Annotated in this window: 16 protein-coding genes; 14 read left to right on the forward strand and 2 right to left on the reverse strand. The window is 75.1% G+C overall.

Annotated features, from left to right (window positions below; genetic code table 11):
- Positions 1 to 221: 221 nt before the first annotated feature.
- From ACIQTO_RS28510 to ACIQTO_RS28525, 4 genes are all read left to right on the forward strand, one after another.
- Entirely contained in the window at positions 222 to 1,115 is an 894-nt protein-coding gene (locus ACIQTO_RS28510; RefSeq protein ID WP_402393732.1) for a hypothetical protein, read from the forward strand.
- The gene (locus ACIQTO_RS28515; protein WP_402393735.1) at positions 1,112 to 1,918 is read left to right on the forward strand and encodes a response regulator; all 807 of its coding nucleotides are present in this window, start codon (positions 1,112 to 1,114) and stop codon (positions 1,916 to 1,918) included. Before ACIQTO_RS28510 ends, ACIQTO_RS28515 begins: the two co-directional genes overlap by 4 nt.
- Positions 1,915 to 3,231, forward strand: coding sequence for a sensor histidine kinase (locus ACIQTO_RS28520; RefSeq protein WP_402393738.1), 1,317 nt, complete (start codon positions 1,915 to 1,917; stop codon positions 3,229 to 3,231). The genes ACIQTO_RS28515 and ACIQTO_RS28520 overlap by 4 nt, the downstream gene beginning before the upstream one ends.
- A gap of 107 nt (positions 3,232 to 3,338) precedes the next feature.
- Complete coding sequence (locus tag ACIQTO_RS28525) at positions 3,339 to 4,781, forward strand: hypothetical protein (protein WP_402393741.1); 1,443 nt, start codon at positions 3,339 to 3,341, stop codon at positions 4,779 to 4,781.
- 202 nt (positions 4,782 to 4,983) lie between these two features.
- On the opposite strand, the gene ACIQTO_RS28530 is transcribed toward ACIQTO_RS28525, so the two are convergent.
- On the reverse strand, positions 4,984 to 5,190 hold the full coding sequence (locus ACIQTO_RS28530) for a hypothetical protein (protein WP_380577901.1): 207 nt from the start codon (positions 5,188 to 5,190) through the stop codon (positions 4,984 to 4,986).
- A 468-nt stretch (positions 5,191 to 5,658) separates the two neighbouring features.
- Here ACIQTO_RS28530 and ACIQTO_RS28535 point away from each other — a divergent pair, with 468 nt between their 5' ends.
- On the forward strand, positions 5,659 to 6,528 hold the full coding sequence (locus ACIQTO_RS28535) for an alpha/beta fold hydrolase (protein ID WP_402394019.1): 870 nt from the start codon (positions 5,659 to 5,661) through the stop codon (positions 6,526 to 6,528).
- An 82-nt stretch (positions 6,529 to 6,610) separates the two neighbouring features.
- Here the strand turns inward: ACIQTO_RS28535 and ACIQTO_RS28540 are convergent, their stop codons facing one another.
- Complete coding sequence (locus ACIQTO_RS28540) at positions 6,611 to 7,042, reverse strand: hypothetical protein (protein WP_402393743.1); 432 nt, start codon at positions 7,040 to 7,042, stop codon at positions 6,611 to 6,613.
- An 863-nt stretch (positions 7,043 to 7,905) separates the two neighbouring features.
- On the opposite strand from ACIQTO_RS28540, the gene ACIQTO_RS28545 reads away from it, so the two are divergent.
- The 9 genes from ACIQTO_RS28545 to ACIQTO_RS28585 all read left to right on the forward strand — a co-directional run bounded on the left by ACIQTO_RS28545 (position 7,906) and on the right by ACIQTO_RS28585 (position 19,058).
- On the forward strand, positions 7,906 to 9,534 hold the full coding sequence (locus tag ACIQTO_RS28545) for an AMP-binding protein (protein WP_402393746.1): 1,629 nt from the start codon (positions 7,906 to 7,908) through the stop codon (positions 9,532 to 9,534).
- Entirely contained in the window at positions 9,531 to 9,875 is a 345-nt protein-coding gene (locus tag ACIQTO_RS28550) for an acyl carrier protein (protein ID WP_402393748.1), read from the forward strand. Before ACIQTO_RS28545 ends, ACIQTO_RS28550 begins: the two co-directional genes overlap by 4 nt.
- Positions 9,872 to 11,266: a flavin monoamine oxidase family protein gene (locus ACIQTO_RS28555; protein WP_402393751.1), complete on the forward strand. Its 1,395-nt coding sequence runs from the start codon at positions 9,872 to 9,874 to the stop codon at positions 11,264 to 11,266. The genes ACIQTO_RS28550 and ACIQTO_RS28555 overlap by 4 nt, the downstream gene beginning before the upstream one ends.
- 188 nt (positions 11,267 to 11,454) lie before the next feature.
- Positions 11,455 to 13,161, forward strand: a complete 1,707-nt coding sequence (locus ACIQTO_RS28560) for a class I adenylate-forming enzyme family protein (protein WP_402393754.1) — start codon at positions 11,455 to 11,457, stop codon at positions 13,159 to 13,161.
- A 6-nt stretch (positions 13,162 to 13,167) separates the two neighbouring features.
- Positions 13,168 to 14,586, forward strand: a complete 1,419-nt coding sequence (locus ACIQTO_RS28565; protein ID WP_402393756.1) for a KamA family radical SAM protein — start codon at positions 13,168 to 13,170, stop codon at positions 14,584 to 14,586.
- Positions 14,583 to 15,653, forward strand: a complete 1,071-nt coding sequence (locus tag ACIQTO_RS28570; protein ID WP_402393759.1) for a RimK family alpha-L-glutamate ligase — start codon at positions 14,583 to 14,585, stop codon at positions 15,651 to 15,653. Before ACIQTO_RS28565 ends, ACIQTO_RS28570 begins: the two co-directional genes overlap by 4 nt.
- Entirely contained in the window at positions 15,650 to 16,882 is a 1,233-nt protein-coding gene (locus tag ACIQTO_RS28575) for an AMP-binding protein (protein WP_402393761.1), read from the forward strand. The genes ACIQTO_RS28570 and ACIQTO_RS28575 overlap by 4 nt, the downstream gene beginning before the upstream one ends.
- The gene (locus tag ACIQTO_RS28580; protein WP_402393764.1) at positions 16,879 to 18,195 is read left to right on the forward strand and encodes an MFS transporter; all 1,317 of its coding nucleotides are present in this window, start codon (positions 16,879 to 16,881) and stop codon (positions 18,193 to 18,195) included. The genes ACIQTO_RS28575 and ACIQTO_RS28580 overlap by 4 nt, the downstream gene beginning before the upstream one ends.
- The gene (locus ACIQTO_RS28585) at positions 18,192 to 19,058 is read left to right on the forward strand and encodes an SDR family NAD(P)-dependent oxidoreductase (RefSeq protein ID WP_402393768.1); all 867 of its coding nucleotides are present in this window, start codon (positions 18,192 to 18,194) and stop codon (positions 19,056 to 19,058) included. The genes ACIQTO_RS28580 and ACIQTO_RS28585 overlap by 4 nt, the downstream gene beginning before the upstream one ends.
- Positions 19,059 to 19,115: the final 57 nt, after the last annotated feature.

Here is a 19,115-nt window from a genome sequence, read left to right on the forward strand (position 1 = left end):
GGGGGGCCGGGGGCGGGGGGCGCGGGGGGGGGGGCGGGGGGGGGGGGGGGGGGGGGGGGGGGGGGGGGGGCCGCCCCCCCCCCCCCCCCCCCCCCCACCGCCCTGCCCGCACGTTCCCCCCGGTGGGCGGCGCCCGGGCGGAACCGCCGGGTACCGTTCGGACGACCTATCAGCCGTGTGCGGACCGCGCATCACCGCAGACCAGCAGGAGGACGACCAGCGTGGCAGCAGCACTCCCACCCCGTCGAGGGCCCGGGGCGGCGGGCGGATTCGGCGTCGCCGTCCTCGGCCTGCTCGTGGCGCTGGCCGGGTGCGCGGCACCCGGGGAACTGCGGGACGCCGGGGCCGCCCGACCGGTGACGCCGCTGCCCGTACCGCAGCCGCTCTGGCCGAGCCTGGCCACCGCGCCGACGCCGACCTCCCCGGCCACGGCCGGCCCCACCGAACCGCCGCCGACGCCGGTGCCCGACATCACCGTGCCCGGTCCCGACCTCACCTCGGTGGACCTGCGCGCCCTGCTGGCCAAGGACCCGGCCGTGAGCGCGGACGAGCGGCGCGCGCTGGCCGGCTGCCCGGACTGCGAGGTCCGCAGCCCCGAGTACCGCGACCTCACCGGTGACGGCCGTACCGAGCTGATCGCCGCGGTCGCCACCGGCGGCTCGGTGGTCCTGCACGTCTACACCCAGGGCGGCAGCGGGGTCGTGCCCATCCTGCGGGTGGCCGTGCTGCCGGTGTTCAGCGCCGAGACCGTCGCCACCGACCTCTGGCTCCGCGAGCCGAGCACCGCCTCCTCCCTGAAGAGCAGCCACTACAGCTGGAACGGCACCCGGCTCTCCCTGACGGAGCAGCGGCTGGAGGCCCTCGGGCCGATCGCGGGGCCCGGTCAGGGCAGCACCGCGACCGCCGATCCGGTGATCACCGCCAAGCCGAGCGCCGGCGCGACCCCGCCCGCGCCCGCCGTCTCACCCTCCAGCGGGGTCGACGCGTCCGGCCGCACCGGCCGGCCGGTCCCCGCGCCCCGGCCGCCCGAGGCGACCCCGACCGCGTCCCCCATACCCACATCACGTCCGACCGCGGCGATCCAGCCCCCAGTGATCCCGGAGCCGAGGCCATGACCGCCGCCCCCGTCCACCCCCACATCCTGATCGTCGAGGACGACGAGGTGATCCGCGAGGCCACCCGGATGGCTCTGGAACGCTACGGATTCCCCGTCAGCACGGCCGCCGACGGGTTGGAGGGCCTGGAGGCGTTCCACAGGGCGCGCCCCGACCTGATCCTGCTCGACGTGATGCTGCCGCTCCTCGACGGGGTCGGCCTCTGCCGGCGCATCCGCGAGGAGAGCCAGCTGCCGATCCTGATGATGTCGGCCCGCACCGACCCCGTCGACGTGGTCTCCGGGCTGGAGGCCGGTGCGGACGACTACGTCGTCAAACCGTTCGAGAGCGCGGTGCTGGTGGCCCGGATCCGCACGGTGCTGCGCCGGATCCGGGTGGTGCCGACCGCCGAGGCGGCGGTGCCGGCCCCCCTGGAGGCCCCGGGATCGCCGGCCCTGCCGACCGCGCCCGCCGCACCCGCCGTACCCGCGGCACCGACCGCGCCGGCCGAGCCCGGGCCCGCGGCCCCCCGCGCGGTGCGCGCCATCGACGGCCTGGAGGTGGACACCGACAGCATGGAGGTCCGGGTGGACGGCCGCCTGGTGCCGCTCACCCCCACCGAACTCCGGCTGCTGCTGGAGTTCACCGCCGCGCCGGGCATCGTGCTGGAACGCTCCGGCCTGCTCGAACGGGTCTGGGACTACGACTGGGGCGCCGACACCCGGGTGGTCGACGTCCATGTCCAACGGCTGCGCGCCAAGATCGGCTCCGGCCGGATCGAGACCGTCCGCGGCTTCGGCTACAAGCTGCGGCGCCCGGCATGACCCTGCGCCGTCAGATCGCCACCGCCGTCGCCGCCATCTCCGTCCTGGTCGCGCTGAGCGTCGGCCTGCTGGTCCACCAGGCGATGGTGCGCCAGCACGTCGACCAGGCCCGGCGGTCCGCGCTCGGCGCGCTCGACTCCGCCCTCGTCGCCTACAGCCGCAACGACAAGACCACCGGCCAGAGCGCCGCGCTGGACGACCCGGCGCTGCCGCCCCGGCTGCGCGAACTCGCGGCGCAGGGCCGCCGGGGTTCCGTCCTGGCCACCGGACCGCAGGACGACGAGACGATGTGGGCCGCCGCGCCGGTCCAGGGCGCGGTGCTGTCCGTCCGGGTCGACTTCACCGCGGACCGGCGCTCCATCGGCGACCTCGACCGGATCATCCTGATCACCGTCACCGCCTCGGTCTTCACCACCGTCCTGGCCGGCGTGCTGGTCGCCGACCGGATCAGTCGCAGGCTCCGGACCGCCGCGACGGCCGCCCGCGAGATCGCCGCCGGGCGGACCGACACCCGGATCGGCGAGTTGGGCGACGGCCGGGACGAGGTCGCCGACCTCGCCGCCGCCGTGGACTCGATGTCCCAGGCGCTGCACCGCCGGCTGGAGGACGAACAGCGGTTCACCGCCGATGTCGCGCACGAGCTGCGCACCCCACTCACCGGGCTGGTCACGGCCGCCGAACTGCTCCCGCCCGGCCGGCCCACCCAGTTGGTCCGCAACCGGGTGCAGGCGCTGCGCTCCCTGGTGGAGGACCTGCTGGAGGTCTCCCGCCTGGACGCGGACGCCGAGACGCCGTACCTGTCGGCCGTGCCGCTCGACCGGGCCGTCCGGCGGACGGTCGGACTCACCGGCCTGACCGTCGCACTGTCCGTCCGGGCACCGGAGGTCGAGCCGGCGGGCGCCCCGGCCCGCCCGGCCGTCGGGGCGGGCCGCCCCGACGGACCGGTGGTGCGCACCGACCTGCGCCGGCTGGACCGCATCCTGGCCAACCTACTGGTCAACGCCGACCGCCACGGCCGCGGCCCGGTCGAGCTGAACGTGGACGGGCTGCGGATCACCGTCCGCGACCACGGGCCCGGCTTCCCCGACGACCTGCTGCGGCACGGACCGCAGCGCTTCCGCACCAGCGTGCGCGAGCGCGGCCGCGGACACGGTCTCGGCCTGACCATCGCCGAGGGCCACGCCCGGGTGATCGGCGCCGAACTGACCTTCGCCAACCACCCGGACGGCGGCGCGGTCGCGACCCTCGTCCTCCCGCCGGCGACCACCGACGGCCCCGAGGATCCCGACCCGCCGTACACCGGGGAGCCGTAGGCCGCACCGGGCCGAGACCGGTGCCGGGGTCCGGGCCTCCGGGACCGGGCCGTCCCGCAGGGAGAAATCGATGGTCCGATCGGGCCGAGAAGCCCGATCATGGGGCGGTGTCGGAGTACAGCCCGGAACTGTCCGGCTTGGCGGAGAACCCGAGTCTGCCGCAGCGTCTACTGGACCACCTCACCACCGTCGCGGACGAGGACCTCTGCGAGGCCCTCGTCCGGCGCGACGCCCTGACCGCCCGCCAGGCACGCAACCTGGCCCGGCGGTCCGACCCGTGGACGTTGCGCGAGCTGATCGCCCGTGGGGCGCTTCCGCTCCAGGACATACCGCCGGACGATCCGTGGTCGGCCGTCGCGGCGGCCGGTCGTGCCGACGTACCCGCCGCATGGATCCACGACCTGGCACGCCACAGCGACGCGTCGGTCCGGGTCGCACTCGTCGAATACGGCGGACACTCCGAGGACCTGCTGGCTCTGCTCGCTGACGACTCGCACCTCGCGGTGGTGTGCGCCGTGGCCGAGTCGGCCGCGCTCCCGGCCCGTCTGGCCCGGCGCCTGGCCGCGCGGCCGGTCCTACCCGTCAGGGACGCCCTCGCCCGGAACACGGCGACCCCACCGGACGTCCTGGCCGCGCTGCTCGCCAACGGTGGAGGCCCACCGGTCGAGCGGTGCGGCCGGTGCGCGGATCTCCCACGGGCCTGCGGGGACCACGAGGCCGGAGTCCAGGCTCTCCGGACCGCCGCGCTGCAGAACCCCGCCACCCCGGCCACCGGCCTGGAGCAGTTCCGGGACTCGCCGGACGTCCGGGTCCGCGCTGCCCTGGCCGGGCGGCCGGACCTGTCCGACGAGCTCTACCGCCGGCTCGCCACCGACCCCGACGACCTGGTCCGCCGGGAGGCCGCGGCCAACCCCGCCGTCGGGGAACCACTGATCCGCGTCCTTGCGGCCGACCCGGACCGCTCCGTCCGCACGGCTGTCACGGCCAACCCGGCACTCCCGATGTCCCTGCTCACGCGGCTGGCGCCCGCCGTCCGCCTGGGTACCGGGCTGTGGCCCCGCGTCGCCGCCGCGTCACCCGAGGAGCTGCGCGACCTCGCCCGCTCGACCACGGCCCAGCTCCGTGCCATGGCGGCGACCCGTCCCGACCTCCCGGCCGACCTGGCCGCCGCGCTCGCCCGCGACGCCGACCCGTCCGTGGCGAAGCGGGTGGCGACCCACCCCGCGCTCGCTCCGCACCTCCTCCACGGGCTGGCCGAACGCCACGGGCCGTCCCTGTACCCGTCGCTCGCCCGGAACCCCCGCTGCCCGCCCGACCTCCTGCACACCATGGCCGTCACCACCGCGCTCGGCCACGACGCGCTGCTCGCCGTCGCCCAGCACCCCTCGGCGTCCGCGGCGACCCTGCGGCTCTGCCTGGAGAGCCCGTACGAGCGGGTCCGGGCCGCGGCCGCGGCCAACCCGGCCCTGCCGGTGGCGGCGATGGTCCGGTTGCTGGAGGCGGCAAGGAAGCCGGCGGCGGAACGGAACCCCGGCGGGCGGGGACCGTAGGCGGTCGAAGGGCGGGCCGGCCACGGGCGGCGATGTGCGCGGCCGGGGCCCGGGGTGTCAGGGCGTCAGGGTGTCAGGCCGGAGCCGCCGACCAGCCGGTCCGACGCGGCCGTGGCGCGAGGACCGGAAGGGCGGCGGACACGACAGCGGGCACCCCCGCCGCGCGGTGCGGCGGGGGTGCCCGGTGTCGGGAAGCGGCCGGTCAGCCGTTGCTCTTGCTGAACGCCTCCAGCCAGGCGAGCTTCGGACCGAAGAGGCCGACCGAGGCCTGGCCCGCCGCGAGACCGGACTGCGACGAAGGCTGCGGGCTCTCGCCGTGCGCCAGCGCCACGGTCGGCACGGCGACTACGGCCGCGGCCGCCAGCACCGCGGTGACGGCGAACTTGCCAAGGGTTCCACGAACGGACATCTCACGCCTTCCAGGTCATCACTGCTCTTCGCGACCCGCCCTCGCGGACGGGCCCGGCCCGGAACGGGCCCCAGAGACGCCCGGTGAGGGGCGCCCGGGAAACGTTGGCACACGAACGCGGGCCGGCCCCGCCTTTCGCCACCCGAGCGGTACGAACGGGTGACAGACATACCCCGGTCGGGTGAGGCGGACGGGCGAACGGCGCAGCGGCCGGGAGGCGGTGACCGCGTCACGGCGGCCGGGCGACGAGGCACCGGGATGCCGAGGCCGGCGACTCCGGCCGGTGCGGGGGACCCGGCCGTCCTTCCGCCGTTCGAGACGGACCGTTCCGCCGTTGTGTTCGCGGCCGGTGGCCTGCCACGATCCCCTCAACCGAAAACCGTTCCACTTCAGGGGGATGACACCGTGACAGCATCAACCGCCACCGAACCCTCGACCCCCGGGCACCGCCCGGCCGGCCTTCCGCGGATCCCGGAGGTCCCGCGGATCCGGCACCGCTTCGCCGATGTCGACGGCCTGCGGGTCTTCTACCGGGAGACCGGCCCGGCGGACGCGCCCGTTCTCCTGCTGCTGCACGGATTCCCCTCCGCCTCGCACCAGTTCCGCCGCCTGTTCGACGTTCTCGGCTCCCGCTACCGCCTGATCGCCCCCGACTACCCCGGTTTCGGGCACAGCGACAGCCCCGCGCCCGGGGACTTCAGCTACCGCTTCGACTCGCTGGCCGATGTCGTCGAGGGATTCTGCCGGGTGCTCGGCCTCGACCGCTTCGCGCTCTACGTCTTCGACTTCGGTGCCCCGGTCGGCCTGCGGCTGGCCACCCGCCACCCCGAGTGGATCACCGGACTGGTGGTGCAGAACGGCAACGCCTACGAGGAGGGGCTCTCCGACCAGGCCCGGGGGTTCATCGCCAACCGGCACGGTGTCGAGGGCGCCGCCGAGCGCGCCCGCGCGATCCTCACCCTGGAGATCACCCGCGGCCAGTACGAGGGCGGCACCGGTGACCCGGAGCTGGTCTCCCCGGACGGCTGGACGCTCGACCAGCACTTCCTCGACCTGCCCGGCCGCAAGGACATCCAGGTCGAACTCGCCCTCGACTACCACTCCAACGTCGCGCTCTACCCGGCCTGGCAGGAGTGGCTGCGCACCCACCGGCCGCCCACGCTGGTCCTCTGGGGCCGCAACGACCCGTTCTTCACCGAGCCCGGCGCCCGCGCCTACCTGCGCGACGTGCCGGACGCCGAGCTCCACGTGCTGGACACCGGACACTTCGCGCTGGAGGAGCTGCTGCCCGCCATCGCCCCGCTGATCGACGACTTCCTCGACCGCACCCAGAGGTAACGCGGGCTGACCAGCCGACACGTGGTGGTCCGGGGGACGGCCGGAGCCGCGACGGTCGCGGACCACGGGAGCGCCGGCGGCCTCAGGCGTGCGGCTCGGCGGGCCGGCCGGCCGGATGGGCCGGCCCGAGCGGGGCCAGGACGGTCGCGGCCGCCGTCACCGCGTCGGCGACCAGTGCCGCGGTGCGGGCCGCCTCGTAGAGCTGTTCCCGCGCGTCGCGCGCGGCCCGCAGGGCGTCGTGGGCCCGCTCGCCGTCGAGCCCCTCGCCCCGGGCCGGGCCGATCCGGCCCGCCGCCTGCTCGCTGCTCAGGAACGAGGCCAGCTGGTCCAGGAGTTCGGGCAGCCGGGCCGTCACTCCGGCCAGCGCGGCCACGGCCTCGGCCGCGTCCGCGGGGAGCAACAGCCCGGGCACTCCCCCGGGTGCGCCGCTGCGCACCGCGGCGTTGAGCAACTCGGCTGCTCCTGAGGACAGTTCGGCGACGGACAGTGAGGGCTGCACGGAGTAGTCACTCACAGCTGTTCCCCCCTTCGGGACGGGCCGCCCGGGCACCGACCGCGCCCGGGCTTCGCGGCGCTCGTCTGCCCCGGGCGGGCGCGGCCAGTCCCCCGCTCGCCGGGTGTGGCCGGAACCGGTCCGCTCCGGCCCCCGGCGGCACCGATGGGACCGGGCCGCCGAAAGGGGCGTTGACCGGCACCCGCGGGTGCCGGCGAGCACCTCCCCCCGGCACCTCGACCGCTCGTGGCAGGAACCGGTCATCGCGGACCGGCGGGCGTCGCCGCCGTCGCCGGCGGGGGTACCGGCGCCCCGTCGGCGGGCCGGACCGTCGCGCGCGGGGGCGGGTGGCGCGCACACGGCGGCCGACACCGTGCGCCCCGGACACCCCGGGGGTCACACCAGGGGCACGGCCCCCGGGGCGGGCGGCCGGCCCCCGTCGCCCGTAGGCCCCCGCGACGGAGCCGCGATCGCGGGCAGGCCGCCCGACCGGCCGATCGGGCGGCTCGGGCCCGGCTCGGCGGGGTGCGCGACACCCGCCCCGGCCGGGCGCGGCCGGGCCCGGCCTGGGTCGCCGCACCGCACCGGGGACCGGCGGCGCGCTCGCGCGCGACCGCACCGGACCGCGGCGGATTGGACAGGACCGGGCAGGACCGGCCCGCGCCAAGAAGTCCGGGGCATGACTCGGCGCCATTCTTTCCCACCGTCGACAACGTCAATCCGGCCGTGGCGCAGATTCTTCGAGCGTGCGGCGTTCGTTCACCATTCAGGCACACCACGGCGCCGCAATACCCTCAACATCCATTGTGGGCCCCCATGTTCGAAGGTAGAGTCCCGGTCCGCCGAGCGCGGATGAGCGCTTGCGAGCCATTCTTGGGGCGGTCATGTCACTTGATAACGGCACCACCGGAGTTCCCTCCGACTTACTTGACGCGTTCACGGAAACCGCCGTTCGCTTTCCGGACCGCCCGGCGATCGTCCGGCACGGACGTACCGTGAGCTACCGCCGGCTGCACACGCTGGCGGGCGACCTGGCCGAGCGGCTGGGCCCCCGGCCGGGAGTGGTCGCCGTGCAGGCGAGCCGCATTCCGGAAACGGTCGTCGGACTGCTCGGCGTCCTCACCGCCGGAGGGGTCTACTGCCCCGCCGATCCGGCATTCCCGGCGGACCGGCTGCGGGCGATGCTCTCGACGGTGGACTGCCGCACAATGGTCGCGGCCGACCCCGCGACGGCCCACCGGCTCGGCCTGGATTGGGTCCCCTCGGCACCTTCGGCGGAATTCCCCGCAATCCCGGTGCCGACCGCCGGGCCCGGCCGTCCGATATCACCGGGCGACACCGCGGCCGGCACCCCGTCGGACACCCTTCGGCCGTCGGGAATCCACGCCGGCCGCACCGGGACCGGCGCCGGGGAACCGGCCTACATTCTCTTCACCTCCGGCTCCACCGGGCAGCCGAAGCCCGTCCTCACTCCCCGCCGGGCCCTCTCCGCCGTAGTGCCCTCGCTACGGGACCTCTTCGGCCTGACACTCGACGACCGCGTGCTGCAGTTCGCCTCGCTCAACTGGGACACCTGCTTCGAGGAGATCCTGCCGACGCTCCTCACCGGGGCGGCGCTCGTCCTCGACGACGAGGCGCACGCCGGGTCGTTCCCCCGCTTCCTGCGGATGGTGGAGCGCGAGCGGATCACCGTGCTCGACCTGCCCACCGCCTTCTGGCACGAACTGGTCCTCCACCTCACCGAGGACCGGACCCCGCTGCCCGACTGCGTCCGGGTCCTGGTGATCGGCGGCGAACCGGCGAGCGCGGCCCGGCTGGCCGACTGGGCCGCGCTGGACACCGGACGGATCCGCCTGGTGAACACCTACGGCTGCACCGAGACGACCCTGATCACCCATGCCGTCGACCTGCACGGCCCGCAGGCCCCGCCGGCCGGCTGGGACTGGCCCGGCGGCGCCCCGGCCCCGATCGGCAGAGCACTCCCCCACGTCGTCCAACTCATCAGCGACCAAGGTGAGTTGCTGATCGGCGGACCGTCCGTCGCGCTGGGCTACCACGGCCGGCCCGAGGCCACCGGCACCCGGTTCACCGTCATCGACGGCGAGCGGCACTTCCGTACCGGCGACCTCGTGAGCAGTTCGCCGGACGGCCTGCTCACCCACCGGGGCCGGCTGGACGGCGAGATCAAGGTCCGGGGCATCCGGGTCGACCCGGCCGAGGTCGAGGCACACATCACCGGCCACCCCGACGTGCGCGCGGTGGCCGTGGCCGCGGTGACGCTCGCCGGCCGGTCCGCCCTGGTCGCCTATGTGGTGGCGCGGGCGGGCGCGGCGGCCGGGACGCTGGACACCGATGTCCTGGCGTACCTGCGCGGGAAGGTCCCCGGCCACCTGGTGCCCAGCCGGATCACCGTGGTCCCCGAACTGGTGCTCACGGCGAGCGGCAAAGTCGACCGGGCCGGCTCGCACCGGCGGCACACGGCCCCCGAACAGGTCAAAGGAGACCTTCGATGAGCGTTGACACCACCTCCGCCGCCGGTGGCGGCCTGCCCACGGCGGCCGCTGCCCCGGACTCCCCGCACACCCTGGACTCCGCGCACTCCGCGCACTCCCCGCACGCCCCGCACTCCGCCGACGCCGTGACCGACAGCCTGGTGGCCGTCTTCCGCCGGGTGCTGGAGACCCCGGAGGTCGCGGCGGACTCCGACTTCTTCCGGCTCGGCGGCGACTCGCTGATCGCCACCCGGGTGCTCAGCGCGATCGCCCGCGGCCACGGTGTGGAGCTGTCCTTCGACGACTTCCTGCTCGCCCCGACCCCCCGGGCACTCGCCGCGAAGATCGCGGCCGGCAGATGACCGGCTCCGACCGCGCCACCACGCCACCCGGAACCGGCGGCGCCGGCACGACACCCGCGGCCGCCGGCGTCACCACCGCCGTCGTGGTCGGGGCCGGGCTGGCCGGCCTCACCGCCGCCACCGGGCTGGCCGCCCGGGGCGTCGACGTCACCGTGCTGGAGGCCCGCGAGCGGGTGGGCGGCCGCACCCACGGCCTGCCGGTCGCACCCGGCCACCAGGTCGACGCCGGCGCCGCCTACCTGGGCGAGCGTCACACCGAACTCCTGGCCCTGGTCAAGGACCTGGGGCTGGACACCACGCCGACCACGATGCTCGGTGCCGGCCGGTTCCTGCTCGGCCGCGAGGACACCACCCGGGACGGCCGGTTCCCACCGCTCAACGCCGTGGCGCTCGGCGACCTCTTCGAGCAGCTCGACGTACTCACCGCGGCCGTCCGGCTCGACGCGCCCTGGCTCACCCCGGACGCGGCCCGGCTGGACACCCTCACCGCCGCCGCCTGGGCCGACCGGCAGCTGACCCACCCGGACGCCCGGCTCTTCTTCCCGCTCTTCCTCGGCGAGATGATGGCCGCCGACCCGGCCGACGTCTCCGTCCTGCACATGGCCTTCTACCTGCGCTCCGGCGGCGGCATCCGCTACCTCAACGCCTTCGAGGGCGGCGCCCAGCAGGATCGGATCGCCGGCGGCGCCCACCAGGTGTGCGAGCGGCTGGCCGGCCGGCTGGGTGCCCGGGTGCGGCTCGGCGAGGCCGTCCACGCGGTCCACCAGGACGAGGACGGGGTGACCGTCCACTCGACGGGCGGCGCGTACCGGGCGAAGGTCGCGGTGATCGCGCTGCCGCCGCTGCCGGCCGACGCCGTCCAGTACCGGCCGGCGCCGCCGGTGCGCCGGGCGGGCGAACGGACGGCCCGGGGCTGCGCCGTCAAGGCGACCCTGGTCTACCCCGAGCCGCTCTGGCGCGCGCACGGGCTCTCCGGCTGGTCGGTCAACGCCGAGGGTCCGCTGCTGTCGACGGTGGACGACTCCCCGGCCGACGGCGGGGTCGGCGTCCTGACCGGGTTCATCACGGGGAACGAGGCCCGGCGGTTCGGCGCGCTCGGCCCGCGGGAGCAGCGCACGGCCGTGGTCGAGCAGGCCGCCCGGGTATTCCCGATGCTCCCGCCGCCGACCGGCCTGCACATCACCGACTGGGTCAACGAGCGGTACAGCCAGGGTTGTTACGCCGCCCTCCGGGGGCCCGGCGACTGGCTGCGGTACGGACCGACGCTGACCGCACCGCATCGGCGGGTGCACTGGGCCGGTACCGAGACGAGCACCGAGTACTTCGGCCTGATGGAGGGCGCCGTCCGCTCCGGCCACCGGGTCGTCGCCGAGGTCCTCGCCCGGGGCTGACCCCGGCACCCCCGAACCCCCGCACCCCCGCACCCCCTAACCACCCGCACCGGGCCGCGCCCTGCCCGTGCCCTGCCCGCGCACACCCCCGCACGCCCGGTCCACCCCCGCGTCCGCGGACCGATCCCCACCGAAGCCCGGCCCGGTTCCACAAGAACCCCGCCGGGCCACCCCCTCAGGAGACCGCCATGAGCGACCGGAGTCCCATCGCGCCCCTCGCCGCCAGGGAGCGGCTGATGACCGAACCCGCCCTGGGCGCGGGCAACTTCCTGGACCACGCCCTCGCGGTGAACCCGAACCGCGCGGTCCCGTTCGCCTACAGCCACCACACCGACCACCGCGGCGCCGTCGTCCTGCGCGGTCACAGCCTGCTCGACCTCGCCGCCCTGCGCGACCGCTACGCCACCTGGTACCGGGCCAACGGGGTGCGCCCCGGCGAGCCGGTCGGTGTCGTCGTCGGCGAGGGTCTGGAGCCGCTGCTGCACTTCCTCGCGCTCACCGCCCTCGGCGCCGTGCCCGCGCTGGTCAACGATGCCATGCGGCACGACGTCATGGTCCGCTACCTCGACCACGTGGGCGTGGTCGGCATCGTCGCGGACGACCCCACCCGCCTGGCCTCGGCCTACCGCGAGGATCCGCGGCGCCGCCCCCGGTTCATCGCCCTGGCGGCCGAGATCCAGGCCTTCGACGCCGGCGCGGCCCGGCTCCCCGAGGCCTACCCGTACCGGCACGCCGACGACGACGTGGTCGCCCTGATCCACTCCTCGGGCACCACCGGCACGCCCAAGTCCACCATGCTGGCGCACCGCCAGTTCTGGGACGGCAAGCAGCCGCGGATGGTGCGCTTCCCCGCCGAGCCCTACGACCGGCTGATGTCGCTGATGCCGCACACCCACGCGGGCGGGCTCAGCTACTTCCTCACCGCCACCCTGCTCGGTCTGCCGACCGTGGTGATGTCGGACTGGCGGCGCGCCGCCGTGGAGCCGGTGATGGAGGCCTTCCGGCCCACCATGGTCGCCTCCTTCCCGCGCACCTTCGTCGAGCTGGCCACCGGCGAACCGCCCACCAGGGGCGCGGCCGAGGTGCACTCCTGGTTCAACACCGGGGACAGCGCGCACTACGGGCACATCCGGCGGCTGGTGCGGCTCGGCCGGCGGCCGGCCGGGCTGATCAGTCCCTGGCTGCTGCCGGAGCAGCGGGCCGAGCAACCCGACCTGCCCGGTTCGCAGTTCATCGACGGCCTGGGGTCCTCCGAGATGGGCATGGCACTGTTCGGCCAGGTGACCACGCCGGAGAGCGCCCGCGACGACCGCTGCGTCGGCAAGCCGCTCGACGTGGTCCGGCGGGCCGCCGTGCTGAACGAGGACGGCGGCGAACTCCCGGACGGCACGGTCGGGTTGCTCGGTGTCGTCACCCCGTCCCGGACCCCCGGCTACTGGAACGACCCCAAGCTCACCGCCACCTTCGAGCGGGCCGGCTACTGGCTCACCGGTGACGTGGCCCGCCGCGACCCGGAGGGCTCGTTCTACCACCTCGACCGGACGGTGGACGTCATCGACACCGTGGCCGGGCCGGTCTACAGCCTGCCGGTCGAGGAGGTGCTGCTGGCCGACTGCGGCGACCTCGTCCAGGACTGCTCGGTGATCGGGGTCCCCGGAGCGCCCGGCGAGGGCCAACGGCCGGTCGCCGTGGTTCGGTTGCAGGCCGACGCGGCCGCGAGTACCGCCGAGGAGGTCCAGGAGGCCGCCAACAAGGCGCTCGCCGGCGCGGGGCTGGCCGCGCTCGCCGCGGTGAGCATCGCCCGCACCCCCGAGGACTTCCCGCTCGGGCCGACCGGCAAGGTGCTCAAGCGCGAGCTCCGGACCCGCTTCGCCACCCTCTTCACCCGCCAGTAGCGCCCGGTGGACCCTCACCCGACCCGGCAGCCCTACCAGTACGCCCGGACTCCGCTCACCGAACCCGACTGGCGCCGGCTGCCGGGCTGGCGCCACGTCACCGCGGCCCAGTGGCGGGACGCCCGGTGGCAGCGCGCCCACTGCGTACGCGACGCCCGGCAGCTGCGGGCCGTCGCCGGAGAGCTGCTCACCGACCACTTCTACGACGAACTCGCCGCCGACCAGGCTCAGTTCGCCACCATGTCGATGCTGCTGCCGCCGCAGATGCTGAACACCATGGCGCCGCACGCCCCGACCGGACCGCGGGCGTTCACCGAGGCGTTCCTGGCCGATCCGGTTCGCCGCTACATGCTGCCCGTGCGCGCGGACCGCCACCCGGGATGGCCGAGCCACCCCAAGGCCGAGCGCGACTCGTTGCACGAGGCCGAGATGTGGGTGGTGGAGGGCCTCACCCACCGCTATCCCACCAAGGTGCTGGCCGAACTGACCGCCACCTGCCCGCAGTACTGCGGGCACTGCACCAGGATGGACCTGGTCGGCAGGTCCACGCCCCAGGTCACCAAGACCAGGCTGGCGCTGCGCCCGGTCGACCGGCAGGAGCAGATCCTCGACCACCTGAAGCGCACCCCGTCGGTGCGCGACGTGGTGGTCTCCGGCGGCGACCTCGCCAACGTGCCCTGGCCGCAGCTGGAGACCTTCCTGCTGCGGCTGCTGGAGCTGGAGTCGGTGCGCGACATCCGGCTGGCCAGCAAGGCGGTGGTCGGCCTGCCGCAGCACTGGCTCCAGCCGCGGATCCTCCAGGGGCTGGGCCGGGTGGCCGCCGTCGCGGCCCGCCGCTCGGTCAGCCTCGCCGTGCACACCCACGCCAACCACGTGCGGTCGGTGACGCCCCTGGTCGCCGAGGCGGCGAGGGCCCTGCTGGACGCGGGCGTGCGGGACGTCCGCAACCAGGGCGTACTGCTGCGCGGCGTCAACGCCACCCCCGAGGACCTGCTGGACCTCTGCTTCGCCCTCCAGGGCGAGGCGAACATCCTCCCCTACTACTTCTACCTCTGCGACATGATCCCCGGCGCCGAGCACTGGCGCACGCCCGTGCACCAGGCCCAGCGGCTGCAGGAGGCGATCATGGGCTACCTGCCCGGCTACGCCACCCCGCGCATCGTCTGCGACGTCCCCCAGCTCGGCAAGCGCTGGGTGCACCAGGCGGTGGCCTACGACCGCGAACGCGGCATCTCCTCCTGGACGAAGAACTACCGCACCGCGCCGGAGGCCCGCGAGAGCGGCGGCGCCGACCTCGACACCGTGCTCGGCCGGCGCCACCTGTACTACGACCCGGTGGACACCCTCCCGGAAGCCGGCCGCCGCTGGTGGGCCGAGCGGTCCGGCGCCCCCGCGTCCCCACCCCCTCGGAAGGACTCGCCGTGACCCCACCCCGCACGACGCCCGGCGCCGCTCGCCCCCCGGCGGCCGGCACCGGGCCGCTGCGCCGGATGTGCTGGATCTTCCCCGATCGGGAGTCGACCAGGATGGCGGCGCTCTGGCACCCCTTCTTCTGGGACCTGTACGAAGAGGTCGCCGAGAGCCTCGGGATGAGCTGGACCAGACACGCCCCCGAGGCGGTCACGGTCGACGGGACCGTCCCCGGACGGCCCGTGGTCTATGTGGACGACGAAGCGGTCTCGCCGCGGGACACCCTCTTCGTCACCGCCCTCTACTCGCTGCCCTACCAGTCGATGGACGTCTTCAACCAGTACGCGCTCTACGCCGTGCTCGAACAGGCCGGGTTCTACCTGCCGTTCCCGCCGCGGATGTCGCTCATCGGCAACGACAAGCTGGCCACCCTGCTGTACCTCGCCGGCTCCCCCGTCCCGCCGATCCCGTCGGTCCGGATCGGCACCGGGCGCGACATCGCCAAACACCAGTACGAGGTGGCGCTGGGCGGCATGACCTACCCGGCCATCGTGAAGCCCGCCGGGTGGTGCGGCGGCGGCGGGATCAACCTGGCGCGCAGCGCCGAGGATTTGCGGGGCCTGGCCAGCCTGGCCCAGGGCGGGGACACCACGCTCGTGGTCCAGCCCTACCTCGGCGACGGAACGGTCGACTACCGGGTGTACGTCGTCGACGGCGAACCGTACGCCGTGATGAAGCGGATCCCGGAGCCCGGCTCGCCGGTGGCCAACGCCAGCCGGGGCGGCAGCATGGAGTTCCCGCCCGTGCCGGCCGAACTCGCCGCCGCCACGGCGTGGTTCGCCGAACGGCTGCCGATGCCGTTCTTCTGCGTCGACTTCCTCTTCGACGGCGAGCGGTTCTGGTTCTCCGAACTCGAACCGGACGGAGTGATCGCCCCGGACTTCGACGACCCGCGGCGCACACTCCAGCGGGACATCACCCGCGCCCGGTTCACCGCCTACCGGGACGCCCACGCCACCTGGCTGACCAACGGCGGCGGCCCCGCCACGCCCACCCCGGAAACGGAGCGCCCGACGCCATGACGGACTTGTTCTCACTCCCTCCGGCGACCGCCGAACCGCGCCTGCACATCGCCCGGCGCACGCTCGAACAGCTGCGCAGCGTCCCGGAGTTGGCGCACCGCTACGCGGGCAGCGGCGCACCGCGCACGCTCGACGACCTCGCCGCGCTCCCGGCGCTGGACAAGGACGGCCTCAACACCGCGCTGGCCCACCTGGCCCCCCGGGCCGACCGCGGCGCCGGCGCGACCTGGCTCTTCCAGAGCGGCGGCAGCACCGGAGCGCCCAAGGTCGGCTACGCCCCCACCGGCTTCTACATGGCCGGGGTGCACGCCCGGTGGCAGCCGCTGGAGCGCGACGACGTGTTCGTCAACGCCTGGGGCGCGGGCCGGATGTGGGGCGCGCACTTCCTCGCCGCCGCGCTCGCCGACCTCTCCGGGTGCCGGATCCTCGCGGTGGGCTCGGTCGCCACGGAGGAGTACGCCGACTGGCTGGCGTTCTTCGCGGCCGCCGGGGTGACCGCGATCGGCGGGACGCCGAGCGTGCTCCGGCTCTGGTTCGCCCACGCGCGGGCCGCCGGGCTGGAGTTGCCGGCCCTGCGCAAGGTGCTCTGGCTCGGCGAGGCCTGGCAGCCGCAGCTGGACGCCGACCTGGCCGCGGTCGCGCCGCGGGCGCGCCGGTGGGGCATGTTCGGCAGCACGGAGACCTGGGTGGTCGGCACCAACACCCCGGACTGCCCGGCCGACACCTTCCACACCCTGCCCGAGCAGCTGGTGCACGTCGGCGCCGAGGACCTGCTGGACTTCACCACGTTGAACCCGGACATGCTCAACCCGGTGCTGCGCTACCGGACCGGCGACGCGGGAACGCTGCTGGCCTGCCCGTGCGGCCGGCCCGGGGCCGCGATGCGGGTGCTGGGCCGCCGGGACAGCGTGGTGCAGGTGCGCGGGCTGGGGCTGGACGTGGACGGGGTCGTCGCGCGGGCGGAGCGGGAGCCGGGGGTGTCCCGGGCCCAGCTCGTGATCACCGAGCTGCGCGGCCGGGTCGCGACGGTCGACCTGCTGCTGCTCACCGCCCCGGGCGGCCCGCCCGACACCGAGCGGCTGCGCAAGGACCTGCTGTCCGCGACCTTCACCCTCAGCACCGCCTTCCAGCACGACCCGGAGTCCTTCCGGGTGCGCCGGGTCGACGAGCTGATCAGCAACGGCCGGACGGGCAAGACCGCCGCCCTGGTCGTGCGGGAGGGAGCGTGAAGCCGCGACGGCCCGTCTCCCTCGGGCGCGGGTTCAACCTGTTCTGGGCCGGGCAGACGGTCAGCACGGTCGGCGACCGGGTGACCCTGTTCGTCGTCCCGACCCTGATGATCTTCGTACTGCACGCGAGCGCCCTCCAGGTCGGCGTCGTGGCGATGGCCCAGTACCTGGGCATCCCCCTGCTCGGACCGGTCGCCGGTGTGCTGGTCGACCGCTGGGACAAGCGCCGGACGATGCTGGTCTGCGACCTCGTCCGGCTGCTGGCGGTGGCGGTCATCCCGTTGGCGTACTGGCGGGACGCCCTGTCCACGCCGCTGCTGGTGGGCTGCGTGGCGGTGATCAGCGGCGCGACGATCTTCTTCAACGTCGGCTACCTCGTCGCCGTCCCCGCCGTCGCGCCGAAGGACCAACTCGTTCGCGCCTACTCCCGCTTGGAGGGCAGCGGCTCGGTGTCGGAGGTGGCCGGCCCGTCGATCGCGGCCGGCCTCTACAGCGCGCTGGGCGTCGCGGCCCTGCTCGTCGACGCCGCCAGCTACCTGGTCTCCGCCGTCTGCTTCCGCCGGATGCGGCCCTGGGGCGAACGGACGGTCACCACCGGGTCCGTCCGGGAGCGGCTGACGGCGGGCTTCCGCCTCAACCGGGCCGACCCGGTGCTGCGGCGCGTGGTGGCCGCCGCGGTGACGCTCAACTGCGGCGGACCGGTCTTCGTCACCGTCCTGCCCGTACTCGCCTACCGGGGGCTCGACGTCCCGGTCGGCACCTTCGGCGCCGCCATGTCGGTCGCCGCGGTGGGCGCGCTGGCCGGCGCGGTGGTCGCCCCGAGGATCAGTGAACGGTTCGGCCTGGGGCGGACGTTGGCCTGGTCGCTGCTGCTGCACTGCCTGGTCGGACTCGGCGTGCTCGCCGCACCCGCGCTGCCGGCCGGGCCGGTGATCGCGGTCACGATGGGCTGCTACGGCTTCTTCATGTCGTGCATCAACGTCTGCAGCGCCCCCACCCGGCAGTCCCGGATGCCGGACCAGCACCAGGGCGTGATGCACGCCGCCTTCCGGACCGTCACCTGGGGGGTGATCCCGCTGGCCGCCCTGGTCGGCGGCCTGGCCGTCTCCCTGCTGACCGGTCCGCTGGGGATCCTGGACGCGGCACGGACGGTGATGGCCGGCGGCACCCTGCTGGCAGCGCTCTCCTTCCTGCCGGCGCTGCGGATCCAACCGCTGCTCGACGCCGCCGAGCGGGAGCGGACGCGGCCGGGAGGCGGCGGACCCGCGCCGGACGAGCCGGTCACCAGCGCCCCGGCGGAGCGCGCCTCATGACGCCGGACCGGGGAGTCGCGCTGGTGACCGGGACGTCCTCGGGCATCGGGCTCGCCGTGGCCGTCGCGGCGGCCGCGGCCGGATTCACGACGGTCGCGACCATGCGCCGGCCCGGCCGGGCCGAGGCACTGCGCGCGGCCGCCGACCGGGCCGGCGTCGCGGTGGACGTCCGCCGCCTCGACGTCACCGACGCCGACTCCGTCGCCGGCTGCCTCGACGAGGTGCGCCGGGTGTACGGACGGCTGGACGCGGTGGTCAACAACGCCGGCGTCTCCAACTCCGATCCCACCCTGGAGATGTCGACCACGGCCGCGCTGCGGGCCAACCTGGAGGTGAACTTCTTCGGCGTCGTCGCGGTCAGCCGGGCCGCGATGCCGCTGCTCCGGGCCGCCGGCGGGCGTCTGGTCACGATCGGCAGCGTGCACGGGGTCGTCGGCCAGCCGTTCAACGAGGCCTACTGCGCGGCGAAGTTCGCCGTCGAGGGGTTCATGGAGAGCCTGGCCCCGGTCGCCGCGGCGCAGGGCGTGCGGGTGTCGGTCGTCGTGCCGGGCTTCGTCCCGGACACCTCGTTCGGCGTCTTCCCGGACATCGACCGCTCGACCGTCCGGGCCGCCTCCGGGCCGTACGCGGACACCTTCACCGACTATGTCGACCGGATCGGCCAGGGCTGGGAGGCGGCGGGCCAGCCGGCCCGGGAGGTGGCCGAGGTCGTCGTCCGGACCCTGCTCGCCGAGCGGCCGGCCTTCCGCGTCCCCACCACTCCGTGGGCCGCCGCCTACCTGGACCGGAAGCTGGCCGACCGGGACGGCACGACCGTACAGACCCTCGCCCACGGCTGGATCGGCCGCCCGGACCTCTCCTGAACCGACCGCTCCGAGCACACGCATGTCCGACGCAACGTCACTCCTCGATCCACCACC

Source organism: Kitasatospora sp. NPDC091207, from assembly GCF_044768625.1.
GTDB lineage: Bacteria > Actinomycetota > Actinomycetes > Streptomycetales > Streptomycetaceae > Kitasatospora.